At 34.1% G+C, this 25,295-nt stretch carries 18 protein-coding genes, 4 tRNA genes and 2 rRNA genes; 22 read left to right on the top strand and 2 right to left on the bottom strand.

What is annotated here, in order from left to right; all coding sequences use genetic code 11:
• Nucleotides 1-90: 90 nt before the first annotated feature.
• The 6 genes from FVE77_RS11190 (at nt 91) to FVE77_RS11165 (ending at nt 6,786) form a co-directional block, all read left to right on the top strand.
• Nucleotides 91-2,995, top strand: a 23S ribosomal RNA gene (locus FVE77_RS11190).
• A 61-nt stretch (nt 2,996-3,056) separates the two neighbouring features.
• A 5S ribosomal RNA gene (gene rrf, locus FVE77_RS11185) occupies nt 3,057-3,169 on the top strand.
• 15 nt (nt 3,170-3,184) lie between these two features.
• Nucleotides 3,185-3,261 (top strand) — tRNA-Asn (locus FVE77_RS11180).
• Nucleotides 3,262-3,979: 718 nt separating this feature from the next.
• Complete coding sequence (locus FVE77_RS11175; protein WP_026745692.1) at nt 3,980-4,831, top strand: glycosyltransferase family 2 protein; 852 nt, start codon at nt 3,980-3,982, stop codon at nt 4,829-4,831.
• A gap of 472 nt (nt 4,832-5,303) precedes the next feature.
• The gene (locus FVE77_RS11170) at nt 5,304-5,489 is read left to right on the top strand and encodes a hypothetical protein (protein WP_026745693.1); all 186 of its coding nucleotides are present in this window, start codon (nt 5,304-5,306) and stop codon (nt 5,487-5,489) included.
• Between the two features lie 271 nt (nt 5,490-5,760).
• Complete coding sequence (locus tag FVE77_RS11165; RefSeq protein ID WP_026745694.1) at nt 5,761-6,786, top strand: glycoside hydrolase family 16 protein; 1,026 nt, start codon at nt 5,761-5,763, stop codon at nt 6,784-6,786.
• Between the two features lie 470 nt (nt 6,787-7,256).
• Here FVE77_RS11165 and rfbC read toward each other — a convergent pair whose 3' ends face one another.
• Both rfbC and FVE77_RS11155 read right to left on the bottom strand, forming a co-directional pair.
• A complete protein-coding gene (gene rfbC, locus FVE77_RS11160) occupies nt 7,257-7,829 on the bottom strand; it encodes a dTDP-4-dehydrorhamnose 3,5-epimerase (protein WP_026745695.1) in 573 nt (190 codons plus the stop codon).
• A 28-nt stretch (nt 7,830-7,857) separates the two neighbouring features.
• Nucleotides 7,858-9,063 (bottom strand): dTDP-glucose 4,6-dehydratase, encoded by a 1,206-nt coding sequence (locus tag FVE77_RS11155; RefSeq protein WP_026745696.1) that lies wholly within the window; start codon nt 9,061-9,063, stop codon nt 7,858-7,860.
• 217 nt (nt 9,064-9,280) lie between these two features.
• Here FVE77_RS11155 and nagB point away from each other — a divergent pair, with 217 nt between their 5' ends.
• The 16 genes from nagB to dcm all read left to right on the top strand — a co-directional run bounded on the left by nagB (nt 9,281) and on the right by dcm (nt 25,289).
• On the top strand, nt 9,281-10,114 hold the full coding sequence (gene nagB, locus FVE77_RS11150; protein ID WP_026745697.1) for a glucosamine-6-phosphate deaminase: 834 nt from the start codon (nt 9,281-9,283) through the stop codon (nt 10,112-10,114).
• 15 nt (nt 10,115-10,129) lie between these two features.
• Complete coding sequence (nagA, locus tag FVE77_RS11145) at nt 10,130-11,278, top strand: N-acetylglucosamine-6-phosphate deacetylase (RefSeq protein WP_026745698.1); 1,149 nt, start codon at nt 10,130-10,132, stop codon at nt 11,276-11,278.
• A gap of 110 nt (nt 11,279-11,388) precedes the next feature.
• A complete protein-coding gene (radC, locus tag FVE77_RS11140; protein WP_051254471.1) occupies nt 11,389-12,108 on the top strand; it encodes a RadC family protein in 720 nt (239 codons plus the stop codon).
• A complete protein-coding gene (gene ricT / locus FVE77_RS11135; protein WP_026745700.1) occupies nt 12,105-12,611 on the top strand; it encodes a PSP1 family protein in 507 nt (168 codons plus the stop codon). The genes radC and ricT overlap by 4 nt, the downstream gene beginning before the upstream one ends.
• Before the next feature lie 91 nt (nt 12,612-12,702).
• Nucleotides 12,703-12,778 (top strand) — tRNA-Val (locus FVE77_RS11130).
• A gap of 7 nt (nt 12,779-12,785) precedes the next feature.
• A tRNA-Asp gene (locus FVE77_RS11125) sits at nt 12,786-12,862 on the top strand.
• Between the two features lie 3 nt (nt 12,863-12,865).
• A tRNA-Phe gene (locus FVE77_RS11120) sits at nt 12,866-12,941 on the top strand.
• Nucleotides 12,942-13,120: 179 nt separating this feature from the next.
• Nucleotides 13,121-14,344 carry a hypothetical protein gene (locus FVE77_RS11115; protein WP_026745701.1) on the top strand — a complete coding sequence of 408 codons (1,224 nt, stop codon included), beginning with the start codon at nt 13,121-13,123 and terminating at the stop codon, nt 14,342-14,344.
• A gap of 307 nt (nt 14,345-14,651) precedes the next feature.
• Nucleotides 14,652-15,872: a bifunctional glucose-1-phosphatase/inositol phosphatase gene (agp, locus tag FVE77_RS11110; RefSeq protein ID WP_026745702.1), complete on the top strand. Its 1,221-nt coding sequence runs from the start codon at nt 14,652-14,654 to the stop codon at nt 15,870-15,872.
• A 600-nt stretch (nt 15,873-16,472) separates the two neighbouring features.
• Nucleotides 16,473-19,013 carry a DNA translocase FtsK gene (locus tag FVE77_RS11105; RefSeq protein ID WP_026745703.1) on the top strand — a complete coding sequence of 847 codons (2,541 nt, stop codon included), beginning with the start codon at nt 16,473-16,475 and terminating at the stop codon, nt 19,011-19,013.
• Between the two features lie 246 nt (nt 19,014-19,259).
• A complete protein-coding gene (gene mreB, locus FVE77_RS11100) occupies nt 19,260-20,306 on the top strand; it encodes a rod shape-determining protein (RefSeq protein ID WP_036087711.1) in 1,047 nt (348 codons plus the stop codon).
• A 121-nt stretch (nt 20,307-20,427) separates the two neighbouring features.
• Nucleotides 20,428-21,132, top strand: a complete 705-nt coding sequence (gene scpB, locus FVE77_RS11095; protein WP_051254472.1) for an SMC-Scp complex subunit ScpB — start codon at nt 20,428-20,430, stop codon at nt 21,130-21,132.
• Between the two features lie 20 nt (nt 21,133-21,152).
• Nucleotides 21,153-21,839, top strand: coding sequence for a pseudouridine synthase (locus tag FVE77_RS11090; RefSeq protein ID WP_026745705.1), 687 nt, complete (start codon nt 21,153-21,155; stop codon nt 21,837-21,839).
• Between the two features lie 21 nt (nt 21,840-21,860).
• Complete coding sequence (locus FVE77_RS11085) at nt 21,861-22,523, top strand: HAD-IB family phosphatase (protein WP_026745706.1); 663 nt, start codon at nt 21,861-21,863, stop codon at nt 22,521-22,523.
• A gap of 67 nt (nt 22,524-22,590) precedes the next feature.
• Entirely contained in the window at nt 22,591-24,057 is a 1,467-nt protein-coding gene (locus FVE77_RS11080; protein WP_026745707.1) for a Sau3AI family type II restriction endonuclease, read from the top strand.
• Entirely contained in the window at nt 24,057-25,289 is a 1,233-nt protein-coding gene (gene dcm / locus FVE77_RS11075; RefSeq protein WP_026745708.1) for a DNA (cytosine-5-)-methyltransferase, read from the top strand. The genes FVE77_RS11080 and dcm overlap by 1 nt, the downstream gene beginning before the upstream one ends.
• Nucleotides 25,290-25,295 lie beyond the last annotated feature (6 nt).

Here is a 25,295-nt window from a genome sequence, read left to right as displayed (position 1 = left end):
TTCTTCGCATATCTTTATGGTCTTTAGGACAATGGGAAATGAATAGTAGGTAAAAGATTACAATGAAACTGGAGTAAAAGTTATTCTGGATAAAAAGCTGACAAGGGCACACGGAGGATGCCTAGGCAACAACAGCCGATGAAGGACGTGATAAGCTGCGATAAGCCGGGAGGAGATGCACATAATCGTTGATCCCCGGATCTCCGAATGGGAAAACCTGCATGCCTGGAGGGCATGCGTGAAAACGGTAAGCCCGCGAACTGAAACATCTAAGTAGCGGGAGGAAAGGAAAGTAAAAACGATTCCCTGAGTAGCGGCGAGCGAACGGGGAAAAGCCTAAACCGTGCCAGTGCCAAGCGGACAGCGTTGCTGGCACGGGGTTGCGGGACTTCCATTAACGGATTGTCATAATGTTTAAGCTGTATGCATGTAAGTGGAACCAGCTGGGAAGCTGGACCGGAGAAGGTGATAGTCCTGTAGAACATAAAATGCATATGGTGACTGGAAGCACCCGAGTAGCGTCAGGCACGAGGAATCTGGCGTGAATCAGCGTGGACCATATCACGTAAGGCTAAATACTGTTGTTGACCGATAGTGAAGAGTACCGTGAGGGAAAGGTGAAAAGAACCCTGAGCAAGGGAGTGAAATAGAATTTGAAACCGTGTGCTTACAAACGGTAGGAGCACTTTATGTGTGACTGCGTGGATTTTGGTTAATCATCCTGCGAGTTATGATCAGTGGCAAGGTTAATAAAGCGGAGCCGAAGGGAAACCGAGTCTTAATAGGGCGTCAAGTCGCTGGTCATAGACGCGAAACCTAGTGATCTAGGCCTGTCCAGGCTGAAGCTGAGGTAAGACTCAGTGGAGGGCCGAACTCACCGCCGTTGAAAAGTTGGGAGATGAGATAGGTCTAGGGGTGAAAAGCCAATCGAACTAGGAGATAGCTCGTTCTCTCCGAAATGCATTTAGGTGCAGCCTTGATGTTAAGATATGTGGGGGTAGAGCTCTGTATGATCTAGGGGGCGTACTGCTTACCGAAATCAAGCAAACTTCGAATACCATATATTAATAGTCAGGAGTGAGTCCATGGATGACAAGGTCCATGGACGAGAGGGGAACAGCCCAGACCGCCAGCTAAGGTCCCTAATTATGTCTAAGTGGGAAAGGAGGTGGATATTCACAGACAACCAGGAGGTTGGCTTAGAAGCAGCCATACCTTGAAAGAGTGCGTAACAGCTCACTGGTCGAGAGTATCTGCGCCGAAGATGTAACGGGGCTAAGACATAAACCGAAGCTGCGGAGGCGTGTTTTCACGCCTGGTAGGAGAGCGTTCTGTAGGCCGTCGAAGGTAAGCTGCAAGGCTTTCTGGAGGCATCAGAAGTGAGAATGCAGGAATGAGTAGCGAGAAGGCGGGCGAGAATCCCGCCGGCCGGAAGTCCAAGGTTTCCAGGGGAAGGTTTGTCCGCCCTGGGGAAGTCGGGACCTAAGCATAAGCAAAAATGTGATGGCGAATGGAAAACAGGTTAATATTCCTGTACCACTATTATCGCTTGAGAGACGGAGTGACGCAGGAAGGTATGTGAGAAGACTGACGGAATAGTCTTTCTAAGGGCGTAGCATGGACACGCAGGAAAATCCGCGTGTCTAAATGTGAGACCTGATGGGCAAGTGCATTAGCATAAGTCACAGATCCTACACTGCCAAGAAAAACTTCTATCGATGAAAAATAGTGCCCGTACTGTAAACCGACACAGGTGGACAGAGTGAGAAACTTAAGGCCGACAGGATAACTCTAGCTAAGGAACTCTGCAAAATAGCCCCGTAACTTCGGGAGAAGGGGTGCCTGACATACCTGAGAGGAGAAGCGCCTCAAGGGGAAACAGGCCGCAGTGAAGAGTCCCAAGCAACTGTTTACCAAAAACACAGGTCTATGCTAAGCTGAAAGGCGACGTATATGGGCTGACACCTGCCCAGTGCCGGAAGGTTAAGAGGAGGAGTGAGAGCTCCGAATTGAAGCCCCGGTGAACGGCGGCCGTAACTATAACGGTCCTAAGGTAGCGAAATTCCTTGTCGGGTAAGTTCCGACCTGCACGAATGGTGAAATGATTTGGGAGCTGTCTTGGCTGGAGACCTGGTGAAGTTGTAATGCCGGTGAAGATACCGGCTACCTGCAGTAGGACGGAAAGACCCCGTGGAGCTTTACTGCAGTCTGGCATTGGGTTTTGGCTGTGTGTGTATAGGATAGTTGGGAGACTGTGAAGCTGAGGCGTCAGTTTCAGCAGAGTCGCCGTTGGAATACCAACCATATGCCGTTGAAATTCTAATCTGGAAGCGGAGACAGTGCTAGATGGGCAGTTTGACTGGGGCGGTCGCCTCCAAAAGAGTAACGGAGGCGTTCAAAGGTTCCCTCAGGCTGGATGGAAATCAGCCTAGGAGTGCAAACGCATAAGGGAGCTTGACTGCAAGACTGACGGGTCGAGCAGGCACGAAAGTGGGAGTTAGTGATCCGGCGGTTCCGTATGGAAGGACCGTCGCTCAACGGATAAAAGCTACCCCGGGGATAACAGGCTGATACTTCCCAAGAGTCCATATCGACGGAAGTGTTTGGCACCTCGATGTCGGCTCGTCTCATCCTGGGGCTGGAGAAGGTCCCAAGGGTTGGGCTGTTCGCCCATTAAAGAGGCACGCGAGCTGGGTTCAGAACGTCGTGAGACAGTTCGGTCCCTATCCACTGCAGGCGCCTGAATACTGTAAAGATCTGACCTTAGTACGAGAGGACCGGGTTGGACAGACCTCTGATGTACCAGTTGTCACGCCAGTGGCACGGCTGGGTAGTCACGTCTGGGACGGATAACCGCTGAAAGCATCTAAGCGGGAAGCCGGCTTTGAGATGAGTGTTCGCAGTATCCATGGAGAACACATGGTTGATAGGCCAGGGGTGTAAGCGTAGCAATGCGTTCAGCTGACTGGTACTAATATTACATCTGCTTTTTAGTCAATCTTTTACTGCTACTATTTATTTCCCATTGTCTTAACTTGACAATTTAGTTTTTAAAGTTTGGTGATGCTAGCAGCAGGGATACACCCGGTTACATTTCGAACCCGGCAGTTAAGTCTGCTTACGCCTACGATACTTGGATTCGTCCCGGGAAAATAGGCAGTTGCCAAACTTTTTTCTTTTGTGTGTCTCCGTAGCTCAGCCGGTTAGAGCATCTGACTGTTAATCAGAGGGCCGTTGGTTCGAGTCCAACCGGGGACGCCATTTTTTTTTGCAAAATTTCATAAGAGTTTAAAGCAGAGAGGCATAAAGTATTGGACAGCATGTTAATGGATAGCACTGTTGTAAATATGAGGACAGCAGGTTATTGTGGGGAATATGGGCGACTTAGGCAGGGAAGCTTTGATAGGGAAGGATTAAGGCGTTCTTGCCTTTTTTTGTTTTCAGGAAAGTAAGCTTATGCTTTTTAATGGGGTTTCAAGTTTGATAGTTTTATAGCAGACTTGTTCGGCAACTTTATATTTTTTATCTCTAATAAGATGTTTTGCTCCCTTCAGAGTAATATTTATCTCATTGAATTTTCAAATTTAATACAGTTATCAAACAGCTCTAGTAAAACTGCCTTAAATCCGAACTAAAAAGGTATGGCTATTTTACTCAAATCCTGAATTTATATAATTTTTAGAAGCTTGATTTTAAACAGGTCTGAGTATATATTAAACCCATAAAAAAAATAGGAATAGAATTATATGATAATTAATTTGACAGCCTTGTTTAAAAAAATTAAAGCTAAAATGGAAGATTTATTGGATATGCTGGATAACGGTATAAATTTGGAAATATGATGAAATGAATATTACTTGCAAGAGGGCAAATTCCTAGTTAAAGATTTTAATAGGTAAGTAAGTCAGTTGTTAAATTTTGTTAAAAAATTTAGTTGTTTGATTATAAGGAAAGTGGTATAATTTTATGAATAAAAAATATGGATAGAGGTCGGTTTATGTATGATTTTACAGCTTGTATTGTTACTTATAATACAGAGAAAGAAGAATTAAGGAAGGTTATTGGGTGTTTTCAGAAAACAGGACTTAGATTTAAGTTGTGGATTTCGGATAATTCTGAAAAAGATGATTTGAAAGAGTTTATAGGGGAATTTTTAGATGCTAGAATTGAGTATATTTTTAATAATTCAAATGGTGGATTTGGGGCTGGGCATAATGTTGTAATTAAGAGGCTGATTGAGGGGGAAGTGGAAGCGGAATTTCACTTGATGGTAAATGCGGATGTTTTTTTTGAGAAAAATACTATTGAGAAAATTATTGAATATATGAGGGAAAATAAGGATATTGGGCAAATTGGACCGAAAATATACGGATTTAATGGAGAAGTGACAAAGTCTTGCAGATTATTGCCGTCGCCTATAAATTTAATATTTAGAAGATTTTTGCCATTGAAGTCGGTTGTTGAAAAATTGGATTATAATTATGAAATGAAATGGTATAATTACAGGGAAACGATAGATGTTCCGATTTTATCAGGATGTTTTATATTTGTACGGACGGATGTGCTGAAGGAGACTGGCGGATTTGACAAGAGATACTTTATGTATATGGAAGATTATGATTTATGCAGGCGAATTGGGCAGAAGTACAGAACCGTTTTTTATCCGGAGGCGGAAATAATCCATGAGCATGGCAAGGCATCCTATAAGTCACGGAAAATGATGCTCCTGCATGTAAGTTCGGCTATAAAATATTTTAATAAGTGGGGATGGTTTTTTGATAAGGAGAGAAAAGAGAAAAATAGGGAATGTATTAAAAAATATAAAAAATAGGCAGTTATAATTTTTTTATTTAAATTTTTATTCAAGAGTTAATTTGGTCAATATTGCAATTTAAGATTACTAAAAAATCCAAAGAGTAATTTTTATTTCTAGAAAATTATGATATTCTAATTCAATTATAAAAGCTAGTTTGATTAAAAATATTCCAAAAAGCTATGGTTAAGCTAGATTGCATAATAAAATGCAACAATTATTAAACAAAATAATTCAAAATACAAACTTAAAATAAGGCTTGATAGAATGATTAAAGAACATAATTAATACTATTTCCCATTTAGCGAAAATTATATTGGAAAATTCTGTAACAAATTTGTTATTTAAACAAGGTTTAGTATAAAAAAGTGAGGATTATAATGATATTCTAATCAAAAAAAAAAAAAAAATAACACAAGTGAAATAGGATTAAAATAAATGTCTGTTATAATGTTATGGAATAGAAAAGGTTATAAGGAGAGTGTCTGAAATGAAAAATTTGGTTAGGGTTCTGATAGTGGTTTTGCTAGGGCTGAGCGTTACTGGATGTGAATTATTTAGTCCAAAATTTTGGCAAAGAGTCGACGAACGTAGCAGAGAAAAAGGCGAAAAATGTTATAGAAGAGCAAATGGAGAGATGTATTGTAAAGATAGATATGGAAATAGAACGTATTAAATGGGTGAAATAAAAGTGATTTAGACAGGGAGACTTTTGAGAAGAAGTTTTTCTGTCTTTTTTGATATGATAGACTGCTTATCAGGTTAATATTAAAAATAAGGAAAGTTTATATAAAAAAATAAGATTATTTTAATGAAATTATCTGATTTTAAGAAAAATTTTCTAATTGATTTTCCTTTTAAATTAGTATAAAATATTTAAGTATATGATTTTTTATAAAAATTGTTTTAAGGGGATTTGAGTATAATTTAAAAAGGAGAATAAAACTATGAGAAAAGTACTTTTAAGTGTGGCTGTGCTTATAATGATGGGAAATATTTCGTTTGCGGCAGGAGAGAAAAATGTGAGGATAGAAACGGAAAAGAAAATGGAAGTCAGCGAAAAGGAAGTGCAGGATATTAGTGAAAAGGTTGGGAGCAGTGATATTGTAAGGGAGGAAAGAGGTAAAAAATCAAAAAAAAATAAAATAAATTCATTTATTTCAAAAATTAAGGGGAAAGAATGGAAATTAGTGTGGCATGATGAATTTAACGGAAACCAGCTGGATACTCAGAAATGGTCTTACTGGGATTACGGCAATCCGTGGAATCCTGGAAATTATCTGGATGAAAATGGAAATCTAGTCAATCAATATGGATTTGATGCAAAGCACTACTATCTGAAAGACAATGTAAAAATTGAAAATGGAAATATGGTTATAAAACTGAAAAAGGAGACAGACAAAAAAGTTAATATAAATGGAACGGAAAGAAAAATCCTTTACAGTTCAGGAGCAGTTCATACGAGAAACACATATAATGTAAAATACGGGAAAATTGAAATGAGGGCGGCTATGCCAGAAGGAGTGGGAACATGGCCTGCATTCTGGATGTGGCCTGCAGGATATTCTCAGGCGGATGGAAATGCAAATGGGGAAATTGACATAGTGGAAACTTATGGAGATGATATGCGTCGTGCGACAGGGACACTTCACGTTCTTAAAAGCGACAATACTTATGAAACGTTTGATGGAGATGATTATAAGCTGAGTAAATGGCCTAGAGAAAAATTGACTAACTTCAATACTTATGCAGTAGAATGGGATGATAAGGAAATAAAATGGTTGTTTAATAACAAAGTGTATAAAAAATTTTCTTATAAGGAACTTGATAGGAAAGGATTACAAAATCCGTTTAATCAGCCTTACTTTATAATAATAAATGTTGCGTTAAGTAAAATTACCGGAGAAGATGGGGATGTGGATTTTCCGACAGAAATGAAAGTTGATTATGTAAGGGTTTATCAGAAAAAATAATTTATACCAAACCCATTTAAAAATAGGAATAAATTTTTATAATAGGATTGTTTAATAGCTAACTCATAATCATTAAATTAAATTATTTTTTTTATTTTTGTAGGATTGCTCATTGCCGCAAATCCTACAACCTATGGCTAGTCTACGACATTTTTCTGCACTGACAAAAAACTCGCTATGCTCAGACAGTTTTGCCAGCACAGAAAAATGCTCCGACAGGTTATTTATACTAGAATCTGATTAAAAAATGAAAATTATATTTTAATTATTTGAAAATATTAGGTTTATATACTTTATTAATTAGAAAAGTTTGTAATAATTTCGTTATTTAAACGGGGTTTAGTATTAATTTGATTAGCGTGGATATAGGTGAATTAGACAGGAAGATTTTTGAAAAGAAATTTTTCTGTCTTTTTTTGTAAAAGAAAAAAGCTATCTCAATAAGAAATAGCTAATTTTAGATTGTTTTTTTATTCAAAATAATTTTTGTTTTCATCAAATTTCTGCTGAACTTTGTCTTTTTCAGAAATTGTCAGTTCATCGGGATTTATTCCAAATTCTTCAAATTTCCAGTCGATATTTAAAGTTTTATCGCTCCATAAAAGCCCGCTGTCGTATTCTGGAGCATATAAGTCTGTACATCTGTAAACAAATTCTGTTTCATCTTCAAGTGTTAGAAATCCATGTGCAAAGCCTTCTGGAACGTAGAACATTAATTTGTTTTCAGCAGATAATTTTACTGCGTACCATTTTCCAAAAGTTTCACTTTCTTTTCTTAAATCAACTGCCACATCGTAGACGCTTCCCTTTATTACACGAACTAATTTCCCTTGAGTGTGCTTTGTCTGGAAGTGAAGTCCACGTAAAACGCCTTTTTTGGATTTTGAGTGGTTGTCTTGGACGAAGTTCATTGTAAGTCCTAACTCCTCAAAGGATTTTTGATTGTAAGTTTCCATAAAAAATCCTCTTTCATCTCCAAAAACTTTGGGTTCGATTATTACTAAATCTTTTATTGGGGTTTCTTTTATTGTAAAATTGTTCATTAATTTACTCCTTTTTGTATAAATTTGATTATTTATTTCCGTACATTTCTTCGTAATATTTTTGATAATCTCCTGAGACTACTTCGTTTACCCAGTCCTGATGTTCCAAGTACCATTTTACAGTTTTTCTGATACCTGTTTCAAAATCTGTTTCTGGATACCATCCTAAATCCCTTGCAATTTTAGAAGGGTCAATAGCATATCTCATATCGTGTCCAAGTCTATCTTGAACATAAGTAATCAAATCATAATTTATATTTTGCAAGTCAGTTTTTAGAACTTTTTTATATTCCTCATTATTTTCAATTTCTTCTTTTAAAATGTCAATAACCAGTTTTACAATATTAATATTTTGTTCTTCGTTAAAACCACCAATATTGTAAATTTCGTAAATATTGGCATTTCTTAAAACTAAGTCGATTCCTTTACAGTGATCTTCCACATAAAGCCAATCCCTTACATTGTCCCCTTTTCCGTAAACTGGCAACTTTTTACCTTCCAGTACGTTTTTAATCATAAGTGGGATTAATTTTTCTGGGAAATGGTAAGGTCCGTAGTTGTTTGAACATCTTGTAATATTTATTGGCATTTTGTAAGTTTCACCGTAGGCAATTACGATGTGGTCGGCACTCGCTTTGGAAGCTGAATATGGGCTTCTTGGGTCAAGTGAAGTTTTTTCTGTGAAGAAATTTTTTCCGTAAGTTTTTAAATTCGTTCTATTTTTTACAACTTTTTTCACTTCTTCATCATCAATTACCAAGTCAATCGCTGTGTCATAATCTTTTGAAAGACTTCCGTAAACTTCGTCTGTGGAAACTTGTAAATATTTTACACCTTCTCTGTAAACTGGATATCCATTTTCATCTTTTGAAACAGTCCATGCTTTTTTAGCATTTTCCAAAAGATTTTGAGTACCAATAATGTTTGTTTCTAAAAATATTTGCGGATTTTCTATGGAACGGTCAACGTGCGACTCTGCCGCAAAGTTTACAACAAAATCAATTTCATTTTCAGAAAAAATTCTCGCAATTTCCTTTTGGTCACGAATATCAACCCTTTCAAATTTTACTCTTTCATCCTTAATTTCTTCAGCAATTGTACCTAAATTTCCGGCATAAGTTAGCACATCTACGACAATTACCTTAATTTCATCATTTTTATATTTATTTAAAATATATTTTAAATAATTGGCACCGATAAAGCCTGCGGCACCTGTCACTAAATATGTTTTCATATCTCCTCCTAATTAATTTACTGTAATTTACAGTTTTTTTATTTATCATCACCAATTAGATTATACAATCTTTTTCATTTTTTTCCAATAGAAATTGCTAAGATTTTATAAAAAGTAAAAATATGCTTGACATAATGAAAAAAGGTTATATAATAATAGTAAAGATCGTTTTAATGAAAATTTAAATTTTTTGAAATTATTAAAGGAAGTGAATTAAATGCGTGTAATTATTCTTAAAAATGCTGATGAAGTTGCAAAATGGAGTGCATACCAAATAGCTAAAAAAATACTGAAATTTAAGCCTACAAAGGAAAAACCTTTTGTACTGGGGCTTCCTACTGGCTCTACACCGCTTGCAACTTATAAGGAATTGATAAATTTGTATAATGAAAAAATATTATCGTTTGAGAATGTTGTGACTTTCAATATGGATGAATATGTGGGATTAAAGCCAGAAGATCCGCAAAGTTATCATTATTTTATGAATGAGAACTTTTTTAAATATATTGATATAAAAAAAGAAAATATAAATATTCTGAATGGATGTGCCGGAGATTTGGAAAAAGAATGTGAAGATTATGAGAACAAAATAAAGGCAGTAGGTGGAATACAGCTATTTTTAGGTGGAGTTGGAGAGGATGGACATATTGCATTTAATGAGCCTGGGTCCTCACTTTCTTCACATACACGTGATAAAGACTTGACTTACGACACAATCTTGGCAAATTCCAGATTTTTTGACAATGACATCGAAAAAGTGCCAAAACTGGCATTGACAATAGGTGTAGGAACATTAATGGAGTCAAAGGAAGTCATGATTCTTGCAAATGGCTATAAAAAGGCTCGTGCAGTTTATCATGGCGTAGAAGGCGGAGTAAATCATCTTTGGACAATTTCAGCTTTGCAGCTGCATAGAAGGGCTGTATTAGTAATTGATGAGATGGCAGCTTCGGATATAAAAGTAAAAACGTACAGGTATTTTAAGGAAATTGAGGCAAAAAATTTGGATTTGGAAGAATATAAAAAGTATTTAATAGAATTAGCAGAATAGAGAGGAATTATTGAGATGATTATAAAAAATGCAAAGATATTTGATGGGGAAAAATTTATTGAGGAAGATACCGTTGTTTTGGATGGGAAATTTATAAAGAAAATAACAGATTTTTCATTGATTGATGAAAAAGAATTAGAAAATCAGGAAGTAGTTGATGCCAAAGGGATGGTTCTGTCGCCAGGATTTATTGATTTACAGCTTAATGGATGTGGAGGAGTGCTGTTTAATGATGATATTTCGAGAAAGACACTTGAGATAATGAATGAAACTAATAAAAGATATGGATGCACTTCGTTTTTGCCAACGCTTATAACTTCTCCCGATGAGAAAATAGAAAAAGCTCTGAATCTTATGAAGGAAATAAAAGATAAGGAGGAAATTGGAGTTTTGGGGCTTCACATAGAAGGACCTTATATAAGTGTTGAAAAAAAAGGAATTCATCGTCCTGAATATATAAGAGTCCTATCTGATGAAATGATAGAAAAAATAGCGAATGCAGGACCTGAATCTACAAAAATAATAACAATTGCACCTGAAAAGGCTAAAGTTGAACATCTTGAAATATTAAAAAAAGCAGGGATTAATATCGCTGTGGGGCATACGAATGCAACGTATAAGGAATGTATGGAAAAGAAAGACTATTTTAACTGTGCTACGCATTTGTATAATGCCATGAGAGCATTGGATTCAAGAGAGCCAGGAGTTGTAGGGTTTTTATTCAATAATGACACTACAAACTGCGGAATAATAGTTGATGGGCTTCACATGGACTTTGCCTCTGTGGAGATTGCTAAAAAAATATTGAAGGATCGGCTTTATCTTGTGACAGATGCTGTTAGTCCTGCTGGAACTGATAATATGACAGAATTTATGTTTGAAGGAAATAGAGTTCTATATAAGGATGGAAAATGTGTTTCGCCAGAAGGGACGCTAGGTGGATCAGCTTTAGTTATGATTGATGGAGTAAAAAATCTTGTAGAAAAAGTTCATGTTTCGCTAGAAGAAGCACTTAGAATGGCTACTTCTTATCCAGCAGAGGCTGTAGCTGTGGATGAAAAATATGGATTTATAAAGGAAGGGTATGTTGCAGATTTGACATATTTTGATGACAAGTTTAATGTGAAGGGGACAATTAGTAAGGGCATATTGACAGAATATTAATTAAAAATTTTAATAATGCAGTATTGAAACGAGCTTGGGATATGTTGTTATTTTTTTCGTTTTATGATAAACTGTCTATATAAAGTTTAATATACATTTTTGGGGGGAAAATGATAGGGGATAATAGAGAGCTGATATTGGGACCTGAATTGGCTGAAGAGCAGGAAAAAGGACATAGAGAACGGCTCAGGCAGAGATTTCTTTCGACAGGAGCAAAAGGTTTTCTTGACTATGAACTTCTGGAACTGTTGCTCACATATACTGTCATTAGAAAGAATTGCAGGGGAATTGCTAAGAATTTGTTAAAAAAATATGGAGATTTGTATACACTTTTGAAGCAGCCTGAGGAAGAATTACGAAAAAATAAGTATATTACTGAAAGAACGATAGTGTTTTTAAAACTTCTGTTTGAGATAATTGAAAATGGGCTTTATAAAAAAGTGCATAATAAGAAAATTACACTATCCAGTAATGTAAAGCTTATGAACTACTTGGAATATTCGTTGCTAAAAAGGGATATTGAAGTATTTAAGGTGCTGTTTTTAAATACTCAGAATGAACTTCTGAAGGAAGAGGAGCTGTTTCGCGGAACAATTGACAGAAGTACAGTCTACATTCGTGAACTGATAAAGAAAATTTTAGAATACAATGCAAAATCTGTAATTCTGGTGCATAATCATCCAGCAGGCTCGTTAAGGCCGTCAGATTCTGATATTAGATTGACAAAAAAAGTGAAAGAGGTTTTTGAAAGTCTGGAAATACGGCTTTTGGATCATCTTATAATAAGTGAGAAGGGATATTTTAGTTTTTTAGAAGGTGGAATATTGTGAAGATAATAAATATTAAATTCAGAAAGACAAAAAAAGTTTATCCATTTATGATAAACGATGCTGAAAATTATAAAAAAGGGGATCATGTGCTAGTTGACACAATCCGTGGAGAGCAGATTGGAATAGTCTTGGGAATTGCCTTGAATAAAGAAAATGGCGAACAGGATGAACTCAAAATCAGGGAAGTTAAAAGAAAGCTGTCAAGCAAGGAAGTTCAGAAACTGCTGGAACTGGATAAAAAAGCGGATGAGGCCTATTTTAAATGCAAAAAGATTGTAAAGGAGCTGCTTCCTGAGATGAATCTTGTTATCGGAGAGTACACATTTGATGAAAGCAAGCTTATATTTTACTTTACGGCTAGCAACAGGCTAGATTTTAGGGAACTTGTAAAGGAAGTGAACAGAACATTTAAAAAAAGGGTGGAATTTTATCAGATTAAGACAAATGATGAAGGGAGAATACTGTCTGCCTTTGGAAAATATGGAAGGGAAATTTACTGGTAGAATATATTGTTATGAAAAAAATTTTTTTTGGGAAAAAAAGTAGTTGAAAAATAGAAAAAGATATGCTATACTTATTAAGTAATATAAGTGTGGTCGCATAGCTCAGTTGGGAGAGCACCTGCCTTACAAGCAGGGGGTCACTGGTTCGAGCCCAGTTGTGACCACCATTTATTTGGAGGTGTAGCTCAGTTGGTTAGAGTGCTTGCCTGTCACGCAAGATGTCGCGAGTTCGAGTCTCGTCACTTCCGCCATTTGCCCAGATAGCTCAGTCGGTAGAGCAAGGGACTGAAAATCCCTGTGTCCGTGGTTCGATTCCGCGTCTGGGCACCATTAAAACAATTAAATTTAAAATATATAGTGCAAATCAGTATTTACGCTGGCTTGCACTTTTTTCTTTTGTTTATGGTAAGTTACCCTAATTATGATGTAGTAATTTGTCACGATAGTAATAAATAATTGATATTTTATGATTGATATTAGCAATAATTAAAGAAAGAAAGGGAAAAATAATGCAGGAAAAAAGTTTTATAAAGCTGCTAAAAAATTATTTAGTATTTCACGACAGAAAAGCAATAGGATATAGTGAAGAGGAAATTAAGAAAATAGAGAAATTGTATGATATTGAAGTGAAAGGGGATTTTAGGGAGTTTTTGAGAATTGCAGGGAGAAGTAGTGATGGATTATTAACTTCGACATTAACTTTTTATTATTCCCATACGACTGTTGGAGATAAAATAAGAGAGCAAAATTATGGCAGGAAAAAACTTAAAAACTTAAAATTTAATAATTTCGATAAATCAAAAATATTTTTATTGGCAGTTGAGCCAGATTCTCAATATTATTATATAGACACAGTAAATTTAAATGTATATCTTTATGATGACAACTTAGATGACGAAATAATAGAAGATACAGGGCAAGACTTTGACTCATATATGCTATCTTCAATATATTATTTTAATCCTAAAATGGTTCCACTTTCAATAATTTGCAGTGGAGAACTATTACCTAAAAATATAATAAATAAAGATAAAAATGTTACATCATATAAGATAGACAATTATTTATCAGATGACAAGAAAAATAACAATAGTTTTATATATTTATTGAAAAAATATTTGGAAAAAAATAATAGGCAGGCAATGGGTTATAATGATGAAGAAATCGAAGAAATTGAGAAATTTTATGAAATAACTATAAAAGATGATTTAAAAGACTTTTTTAGGATGGCAGGAAGAAGTGACGGCGGATTATTAGGCAAGATTGGTTTGCTTTTTTACAAAAATTGGGAAGTTAGGAAACGATGCATTTTTCAAGATGATTTTAATGGAGAATGCTTAGTAAAAAATAAATACTATACTGAAGCTAACTGCTATCCATTTATATTTTTTGTAGAGGATAATTTGTACTATTTTGTGACAACACGAGAGAATAGTGAATTTTTAGAGAGCTATACTAAAAAAGATAGAGTTCATTGTTATAATATGAAAACACGGGAATTAACACATACAGGAAAAACATTCAATGAATTTATGGTTGATTTAGTGCGTAAGACTAATCCTAATCTTGAAGTTGAGGAAGAGAAAATAGGAGAAATGATTGATATTAAAATTGATGACGAGGATGTTGCTGGAGAATTGGAAGAGATGAAAATTATTGGAAGTCAGGAAGAAAGAATATTAGAACAGGAAGAAGCAGAAAAATTTGTACTAACTGAAGATGCAAAATTATAATTAACACAGGAGGAAACTGCTAAAAAAGAAGCTGATAAAAATTTGGTGAGACATGGAGCTGGCTAAGCTAAAGAGAAAAAGCGTTTGGAGGAAAGAGAGTTTTATTTTTCTTTATAAGAAAGTTTTGCGTAAGGCGGGGTAGTTCGTAGAATGTTTCGCCATTATCTCTAAGCAGTAGCCGGTGATACATGTTTTTAAATGAGGTTTAGTATAAAATTGACAAAATACTATTTCAAGGTATAATAAATAATGAGATTAAGCAAATATTAAAATTAATTATTAAAATTTTTTATAGGGAGATGGTACTATGTCAAAAATAAGAAAAGTTGCGGTATTTTTGATGTTTGTTTTTTGTAGTTTGATGACGTTCTCAAGTGAAAATTTGCAGCTGGAAAAGGTTGTGATTTTCAGCAGGCATGGGCTGCGTTCACCATTGACATCGCCGGGGAGCAGATTGTCGAAGGTAACTCCGTATGAATGGGAGAACTGGGATGTTCCCGCAAGCCATTTGACAAAAAAAGGCGCTATTCTGGAAACTTATTTTGGACAGTATATAAATGACTGGTTAATACAAAATGAAGTTATAAAAAAAGGAGAGTGCTTAAGTCCTGATAATGCCCAAATTTATACAAATAGCCTGCAAAGAACAATTGCAACTGGGCAATCACTTACAACTGGGATATTTCCGGGATGTGATATTAAAACAGAGCATAAAATGGAAATAGGGAAAATGGATCCTGTATTTAATCCAGTAATTACAACTGATAATGCAAAATTTAAGGAAGAAGCGTTAAAAGGGATGAATTTAAAGAAGCAGAATCAGGAATTAAAAGGTTCGTACTCTTTATTAAGCGATGTGATTAACTATACAAAATCTGAAGAATGCCTGAAGGAAGGAAAATGTAAATTTTTTAATGAGGAAGGAACGTTGAAAATTGAAAAGGATAAGGAGCCAGGAGTAGACGGACCGATAAAATTGGGGACACAGATTGGAGATGCCTTGTTATTGCAGTATTATGAAGGGTATCCCCTGGATAAAATTGCTGGAAATAATATAAATACAAGAGAAAAATGGCAAAAAATAACAGATATAAAAAACGGATATGAAGATTTGCTGTTTGCAACAGAAAAAGTAGCTAAAAATGTGGCTGCGCCGCTGATAAAATACATTTATAACGATGTAAGCTCTTCAAATCACAAAGTAACGGTATTAGTGGGGCATGATTCTAATCTAGTTGCCATGTTTGCCGCGTTAGGCTTTAAAGATTATAAGCTGGAAGAGCAAGTTGAAAAAACTCCAATTGGCGGAAAAGTATTCTTTGAAATTTGGAAAGATAAAAAAACAGGAGAAAGAAAAGTAAAAGTTGAGTACATATATCAGACATTGAGCCAAATAAGGGAAACGCAAAAATTGACAAAGGAAAATCCACCAAAACATACAGTTTTAGAAATGAAAAATTGTAAAATTGACAGAGGAGGATATTGTCCGTATTCTAAATTTATGGCAGAATTAAAAAAATTTAATTAAAAGTTAGAAATTATAAAGAAAGAGTTATTTCAGTTCAGGATAGCTCTTTTTATTTTTTCTAAAAATAGAAATTTTAGGTAAAAGCAAGTAAAATTCTAAGTGAATTAGAAGAATTGGATAAGATGTTTGAAATGCTTGAAAATAGGGGAATAAAAACAAAACAAATTTAAAAATTGGGTAAAAAAGTTAGAATTTATAAGTTTTATTTTAAGAGATATTGCTATAAAAAAAATGACAAATTTGAAAAAATATAGTATAATGTATGATATTATAATAAAGCCATTTTAAAACAGGTGGCGTTTTACACAGCTGATTTAATTTTTGGTTAAATTTGACTGCATTTTAAAATTAATACTAAACCCATTTAAAAAATAGAAGTAAAATTCTATAACAATTAATTTGCCGGCCTTGTTAAAAAAATCAAATTTAACTCTTAAGACAGATACTTAATGATAAAATTTAATTAAAGGATATTCTAATAGTTACATAGGTTGTATAATAGAAGAATCTTAAAAAACATGACTTTTTTGATTTATGCTCTTTAAATGGGAAATAGTATAGCAATTTAGCAGATAGGAATTTTTTAGAAAGGAAGACGAAATGAATAAAAGAAAAATCGAAGGTGCAATATGGTTTATTGCCGGACTTATATTAATAATGCTTCTGGCAAACAAATCAAGCATGCTGAGTGATAATGTTGGGGAAAATATTTTTTCACTTATACTGGGTGGAATTATGCTCTTTTTTGGAAAAATGACATGGTTTATAGCGATTGTCGCCATGCTATACGGAATAGTTCTGTTTTTTTACGAGAAAATAAGGGTTGATATAACGCAGGGGAAAGTTGTTGCACTTATCGGAGTATTTCTGAGTCTATCCATGTTTCTGGTAAAAGGTTCGGTTGGGAAGAATCCTTTGCCGAATGTATTTACTGAAGCGGGAAGAAAACTTCTGGAAATAGGGTTTAACCGTGAAAGCGGAGGAGTTCCGGGAGCCCTGCTGTCGATGCCGTTTTATAAGATTTTGCATCTGAAATGGATGACTATTGGGCTGATTACCGTGCTGGCATTATTTGTCTGCCTTTTGCTAAAGGACTATATAGAGCTTGGTTATGAACTGCTAAGAGAAGTTGCAAGATATTACAAGAGCGACGACTATAAGGAAAAAAAGAGAAAACTGAAAGCAAAAAAATATGCGGAAAACTTGAAAAAGACAGATTACAAACGTTATCAGAGGGAAATGCTCAAGGCAAAAATTATTCAGTCAAGAAGTGAAAAGCTGAGTTTTGAAATTGCTAAAAAGCCAAAGGATAACTTTTTGCAGAAAACGGAAGTCTATTCTAAGGAAGAGCTGGCTGAAAAAGAGAAGGAATGGATTGAAATCTTTGAAGAAAATGAAAAGCAGAAGATTCTGGAAAATGCTAAGAAAACTGAGAATAAAGAAAAAAATGACAAGGAAGAACAGGAAACTGAAACTAAAAATACTATAAATAATGAGGAACAGGAAGCGCCTGAGCCTAAAAAGCCTGAAGAAATAAAAGAGGAAGATAAAACGGAAAAAAATGAGGAACAGTATGAAAAAGAGCCAAAACTTGAAATTGTAACGCCTTTAAGAAGGGAAACAGCTGTTAATTCAGCACAGATGGATCCCAATTTTCAGCAGTTTCCAAAACTTGAAGCATTTGAAAACAGCGTGGCTGTGGAAAAGGGGCTGGAAGAGGAGCTAAAGGAAGCCAATGCAATGCTTGACAGCAGTCAGGGATATGATGATGTAGTGAAAAAGTCTATTGCTGAAATATTCAAGTCTAAGCCGATGGATTATAAGAAAAAGGAAAAAATTGAAAAGAGCATAAGGGAAAATGTGAGGCATCTGGAAAACGTTTTAAAGGAATTCGGGGTAGAAGCAAAAGTTGTGAACTATGAATACGGGCCTACAATTACGAGATACGAAATTATTATTCCAAAAGGTATAAAAGTGAGCAAGGTTACAGGACTTTCGGATGATATAGCAATGAACCTTGCGGCGGAAAGTATCCGTATAGAAGCTCCAATTCCTGGAAAAAATACTATTGGAATTGAAACTCCAAATAAGATCAAGGAGCCAGTGCATTTTTCTAATATTATAAAGAATAAAGAGCTTGACAACGGAGAATTAAAGGTAATACTGGGAAAAGATATAGTTGGAAGAGATAAGCTGATAGACATTGTAAAGATGCCGCATTTGCTGATAGCTGGACAGACGGGTTCTGGGAAATCTGTAGCGGTAAATACATTGATTTCCACATTAATTTCCAAGAAGTCTGAAAATGAAGTAAAATTTATAATGATAGATCCCAAGATGGTAGAGCTTATGCCATATAATGATATTCCACATTTGCTAGTTCCAGTAATCATAGATCCGCAGCAGGCGGCAATTGCCTTAAAATGGGCTGTAAATGAAATGGAGAACAGATATAGGAAGCTTATGGAAAATGGTGTAAGAAACATAAAAAAATACAATAATCTTAGCTATGTGGAAAAAATGCCATATATTGTCATAATTATTGATGAGCTGGCTGATCTTATGATGGTTGCGGCTGGAAGCGTTGAGGAGTCGATTGCGAGAATTGCTCAGAAGGCAAGGGCGGTAGGAATCCATTTGGTTGTAGCGACACAGCGTCCGTCTACAGATGTCATAACTGGAATGATAAAGGCAAATCTGCCAAGCAGAATTTCCTTTGCATTAAGATCCCAAATTGATTCAAGAACTATATTGGATACAGCTGGCGCTGAAAAGCTGCTGGGACAGGGAGATATGCTTCTTCTTGCCAACGGGTCTTCAAAGCTGGAAAGGATTCAAGGGGCGTATATTTCAGATGATGAGGTTAAAAACTTGACAGATACGCTAAAATCTGCCAGAAAAGTAAAATATAGAAATGAAATTCTGGAAGAGACGCAGGAAGAAATGATAGATGTAGATCCTTTCTTTGAAAATGCAATAAATATTATAAGACAGGAGAACAAGGTATCAATTTCATTGCTGCAACGTAAATTGAAGGTAGGATTTAACAGGGCTTCAAGAATTTATGAACAGCTTAAGGAACATGGTGTCATAAGTTTTGACGATCAGATATTAGTTGACAATATTGATGAAATAAATTAATAATAAATAAAATTTGTAATAATAATTTATATATTATTTAAATTCACAGTCAAAGTGACTTGAGTATATTTAAAAAAAATGGTAAAATACATATAAGAATGAAAAATATAATAATTATTTCATAATAACTAAGTTTAAATTATTATACAGCAAAATCCTTAAAACTGTAGTATTTGTCTGACTTTAGGGAAGTTTGAGAGGATGCTGTAATAAAAAGTAAAAAATAAAATAAAGGAGATAGAATAAATGAAATTTTTGGATATTTTTAAAACAAATATAACACCAAGAGGTACACGTGATATAGCTATTGATCTAGGAACGGCGAATACTGTCGTGTATGTGAAGGGGGAAGGTATTCTAGTAGATGAGCCGACTTATGTTGCAATCAACAAGAAGACTGAGGAGCTGGAGCATATCGGTGAAAAAGCTAAGGAAATAATCGGAAGAACTGCTAAACATACAAAAATCATACGTCCATTAAAAAACGGAGTAATTTCAAACTACGAAGTTACAGAAAGAATGCTTGAAGAATTTTTGCATAGAATAAAAAAAGACAGATTTCAAAGTTCAAGAGTTATAATATGTGTTCCAAGCGGAGTCACGCAAGTAGAAAGAAGAGCTGTAATTGAAGTTGTAAAAGATGCAGGAGCGAAAGAGGTTTACTTGATTGAAGAGCCAATAGCGGCTGCAATTGGTGTTGGAATTGACCTGTTTGAGCCAAAAGGACATTTGATAGTTGATATAGGTGGAGGAACTACCGAAATTGCATTTATTGTATCTGGCGGGGCGGCATTATCAAAATCAGTAAAGATTGCTGGAGATCACTTAAATGAAGATATTATGGAATTTGTAAAAGATGAATATAATCTGCTGATTGGTGAAAAAACAGCTGAGGAACTGAAAGTAAATACAATAAGCCTTGCCGATCCAGAAGCTGAATACGAAATAAAAGGACGTGAATTGGGAGTAGGATTGCCAAAAAGCATGAAAATAAAAGCTTTGGATATTGACAAGGCGATTAGAAAACATATTGACGCAATTATTGATGAAGTAAGGCTTACGATAGAGGAAATAGAGCCTGAAATAGCGGCAGATATTTATGAAACAGGAATCTATCTGTCTGGTGGAGGAGCAGGAATAAGAATTCTGAAAAAGAGAATAGAAGAGGAACTGTCATTAGAAGTAACGGTTGGAGAAGAAGCGATTCACGCTGTTGTGCTGGGGATTGCAGAAGTGCTCACAGACTTTAATAAATACAAGAATGTCATTATTTCACCAACATACGAATATTAATTGAATAATATAGAAATTTAGGGGAATTTTCTGAACTTGCAGTTAAAGGAGAATTCCCCTATTAACGCAAAATAACAAGTTTATTTCGCAAAAATAAAATGATGAAGATAAATGGTAGAATATGGAAAATTTTGAAAGTAAAAAAATTGAAATAGAAGAAAATAAAGATAGAGAAGAAACTATAAAAAATAAAATCAATGATATTGAAGAAAAAGTTGAAGCAATAATTTTTTTATCAAAAGAAATGATTACTGTGAAAGAACTTGCACAGTTTTATGGAATGGAATCTTTTGAAATAGAGGAAATATTGCGTAATTTAAAGGAAAAGCGGAAAAATACAGGAATAAATGTAAAAATTGAAAATGGAATCGTATGCCTTGTATCAAATCCACTTTTTGGCTCTGATGTGAAACGATTTTTTAATCCAGAAATGAAATTAAAAAAATTATCCCGTTCAGCAATGGAAACATTGGCAATTATCGCATATAAAGGGCCTATAACTAAAGCAGAAATAGAGCAGATCAGAAGTGTCGGTGTAGACAAGACTATGTCAAATCTATTGGAAAGAAAACTAATTTATATTTCCGGACGGAAAAAAACGGCTGGGACACCAAATTTGTACGAAGTAACAGATGATTTTTACAGTTATCTGAATATCCGTGGAAAACAGGAACTGCCAGGAAATGAGCAGTTTCAAAAAATTGAGCTGCTTTATAAGGAAGATGAGAAGGAAGAAAATGAAGACACAAAAGAGGGAGAAAAATTAAATTCAGAAGAAGATTCGGAACTAAAAGCAAAAGAAGAAATTGAAAAAATAAAAGAGTAGAAAATAAAGAGGTAAATAAAATGAGATTAAATAAATTTATAGCTGAAACGGGATTTTGTTCACGTAGGAAGGCTGATGAACTGATAAACGAAGGAAGAGTTACAGTAAATAAGCACGAGGCGATTATTGGGATGGATGTGAAACCTGAAGATGTGGTTAGAATTGATGGAGAAAGAGTAAAACTTAATACAAGATACGAATATTATATTTTAAACAAGCCAAAAAGAGTGCTTTGCTCAAATGAAGACAAGTTTGGGCGTAGACTTGCAGTAGACTTTATAAAATCACGTGCCAGACTTTTCACTTATGGAAGATTGGACTTTATGACAGAAGGGTTAATTATAATCAGTAATGATGGCGAAGTTTATAATCACGTAATGCATCCACGAAAAAAATTGTATAAGAGTTACATTGCAAAAGTTAGCCGTGAAATTGAAGACAAGGATATTGAGGCACTGCAGCATGGAGTTGTAATTGACGGGAAAAGAACTGCACCAGCAAAAGTTAAGAAAATTGACAAAAAGGAACTTAGAATTGCAATTTTTGAAGGAAGAAACAGACAGATAAGAAAAATGCTGGAAACATTGGGATATAATGTTAATTCATTAAAACGTATTAAAGTGGGAGAACTTACGCTTGGTAATTTGCAAGTGGGAGAATATCGTGCTTTGAATGAAGATGAAATTAAATATCTGAAAAATTTATAAATTTCTGGCAGGAGGAAAACATTGGGAAATAATAAAAAATCAATCTTTTTAATAGATTTTGATATAACAATAAGTAACAAAGATTCGACAGATGTTTTGCTTGAAACGCATCAGCCTGAATTTAAACAGGAACTGCGAAAAAGATACAGAGCTGGAGAATATTCTATAAGAGAGTTTATAAAATATGGACTAGGTTCTCTAAATATCACAAAAGAGCAGTATATCCAGACTTTGCAGGAAAATGTGACAATTGATAAAACTTTTATAGATTTTGTAAAAAGTGGAGCAGAATTTAAAATTGTTAGTGCAGGTGCAAGGCTAAACGTACAGGGAACACTTTCAAAATATGGTATAAACTTGCCAGATAGCGAAGTCATCTCGAACGATTTAAAATTTAGTGGAACTGATAAAAATCAAATTACTGTGGAAAATCCATTTTTGGACAAGGAAGGCTATTATGGAGTTGACAAGAAGGAAGCTGTAGAAAATTATAAGAAACAGGGCTACACAACTTATTTTGTAGGCGATGGTCCGTCTGATTACAAGGCATTGGAAGTGGCTGATTTTGCTTTTGTGAGAAAAGGGACTAGGGCGGTTAAGTTTTGTGAAGAAAATGGAATTGAATTTTTTGAGTTTGGGGATTTTGACGAGATTTTGGAATATAAAAAAATAAAGCAGTTATAAATTTAATATCTGAAAGAACAATTGATATGAAAAATGCAGAATAATTTGAATTTTGATAGGAGAAAATATGTTGCCATACGATGAAACAGACCCGCAAGATATTGAAAATTATGCAAAAAGATTGATAGGGAAAACCTTTTATGATATATTAAGAGAATATTTTAAAGACAATGAATTGGAATTAGAAAAAACGTTGAATAAAAATAAAGGTAAACTGGGAAACTTAATAGAGGAGTATTATTTTTATTATAAACCTAACAGCAATCCCAATCCAGATTTTCTAAAGGCTAATACAGAATTGAAAGTGACCCCATATATAAAAAATAAAAATGGAGAATTGAAGGCAAAAGAAAGACTTGTAATAGGTATGATTCCTAATGATAAGCCGATAGAAACTGATTTTGAAAAATCTCATGTCTTAGAAAAATTACAATTAATTTTATTAATACTGTATTTTCATGATAAAAATAAGAATAAACTGGATTACAGCATTGATTTTGTTAAATTATTTTCAATTTTGGGAGAAAGTTGTAAAAAAGATTTAGAAATAATAAAAAAAGATTATCAAATAATAGTTGAAAAAATAATTTCTGGAAATGCTCATAAATTGTCTGAAGGAGATACTAATTATTTGGGTGCCTGTACTAAGGGAAGTACGGCAGAAAAAAGCTTGCAGAAACAATATTACGGAGAAGTGCTTGCAAAAAGAATAGCTTTTTCTCTGAAACAGTCATATATGTCTTATGTTTTAAACACTTATATTGTTGGAAATGTATCAACTTATGACTCTATTGTTAAAGAAGACGAAGTTGCATATTTTGAAGATGTAGTTTTGAAAAAGATATATGAAAATACAGGTTTAACAATAGAAGAATTATGTAAAAAATATAATATAGAAAATAAGCCGAAACATGTAAATAGTATCTTGATTTACAGAATGTTAGGAGTAAAAAGTGAAAATGCTGAGGAATTTGAAAAGGCAAATATAGAGATTAAAACAATAAGAGTTGAAAAGAATAATCGTACGAAAGAAAGCATGTCATTTCCAGCAATAAAAATAAAAAAATTTGTAAATGAGAATTTTGAAAATTCAGAAATTTATAATTTTTTTTCAGAAAAAAAATTTTTATTTGTTGTGTTTAAAAAAAATGAGACAGATGAATATCAACTTACAGGAGCTAAGTTTTGGAATATGCCAATAGATGAACTGGAAACTGTTGGAATGATGGAGTGGAATTTATACAGGAATAAATTTAAAAAAGGTGTAAATTTTAAAATAGAAAAACAAAAAGATGGGAAAATAATAGTAAGGAACGACTTACCCAAAAAAAGTGAAACTAAAATTTTTCATTTGAGACCACATGCAAGAAAGTCAAAATATGTTATTAATGGCAGAGAATATGGAAATGGAAATTGCAAAGATGCTGATGAATTGCCAAATGGAGATAAAATGACAAAACAGAGTTTTTGGCTAAATAATAGCTACATTATTAAAATTATTGAAAATACAATAAAAAAAGTGGAGGAAAAATAATGGAGTTAACAGTTGCAGAGTTATTTGCAGGTGTTGGAGGTTTTAGAGTCGGTTTGAATAAAGTAAAGGGATTTGATGAGGAAACAGGATTAGCGAAAGAAAATAAGACTTGGAATTTTGTCTGGGGAAATCAGTTTGAGCCTTCAACAAAAGCACAGCATGCATATAACTGCTATACAAAAAGATTTGGGATAGAGAATAACTCAAATGAAGATATAAATAAGGTTGATAAAAAACTGATACCAGATCATAATCTGCTAGTCGGTGGTTTTCCATGCCAGGATTATTCTGTGGCAAGAAGTCTTAATGGAGAAAAAGGAATTAAAGGAAAAAAGGGAGTTTTATTCTGGGATATAAAAGATGTCTTAATTGAAAAAAAATCTCCTTTTGTACTTCTGGAAAATGTGGATAGACTTCTAAAATCGCCAGCAAGCAGGAGAGGAAGAGATTTTGCAATAATGCTCAAGACATTTGATGAATTAGGATATTATGTGCAATGGAGAGTTATAAATGCCGGAGATTACTCAATGCCGCAAAAAAGAAGAAGAGTCTTCATATTTGCTTTCAAGAAAAATTTGAAGTATAGTAAGGAATTTAGAAAAAACAAGGAAAATATTTTTAATAAAGTATTTCCAGTAATGATAGATTCTGAAAAAGAAATAAATCTGAATAAATATGAAAATATTTTAAAAATAAGTGATGAATATTCAGAAGGAAAATTTTTTGAAAGCGGAATAATGATGGAAGGAACCGTTTTTCATTATAATATAGATTCAATTAGAGAAGAAATTTTTTCTTTAAAGGAAGTTATAGAAAAGGCAAAAAGTTACAATGATTTTGATTTGAAGGAATATTTAGTAACAAATGAAAAATTAGAAAAATGGAAATATTTAAAGGGTGGAAAAAGAATAGAAAGGAAAACAAAGGCAGGACATTCGTATATTTATAGTGAAGGAAATATGGCTTTTCCAGAAAATATGGAAGAACCGGCTAGGACACTGCTTACAAGTGAAGGAACAACAAATAGATCTTCACATATTATTTATGATAATAAGCAAAAAAAATATCGTACTTTAACTGAAATAGAATGTGAAATAATACAAATGTTTCCACCAAACTGGACAGATACAATGCCAAAGAGAAATAGATACTTTATGATGGGAAATGCTTTAGTGACAGGTATAATTTCACGATTGGAGCCGACTTTAAAAAAAATAATTGAGAATGAATAAAAAGTG

The organism is Leptotrichia hofstadii, from assembly GCF_007990525.1.
GTDB lineage: Bacteria > Fusobacteriota > Fusobacteriia > Fusobacteriales > Leptotrichiaceae > Leptotrichia > Leptotrichia hofstadii.
This window is presented reverse-complemented; position numbering and strand designations above follow the sequence as displayed.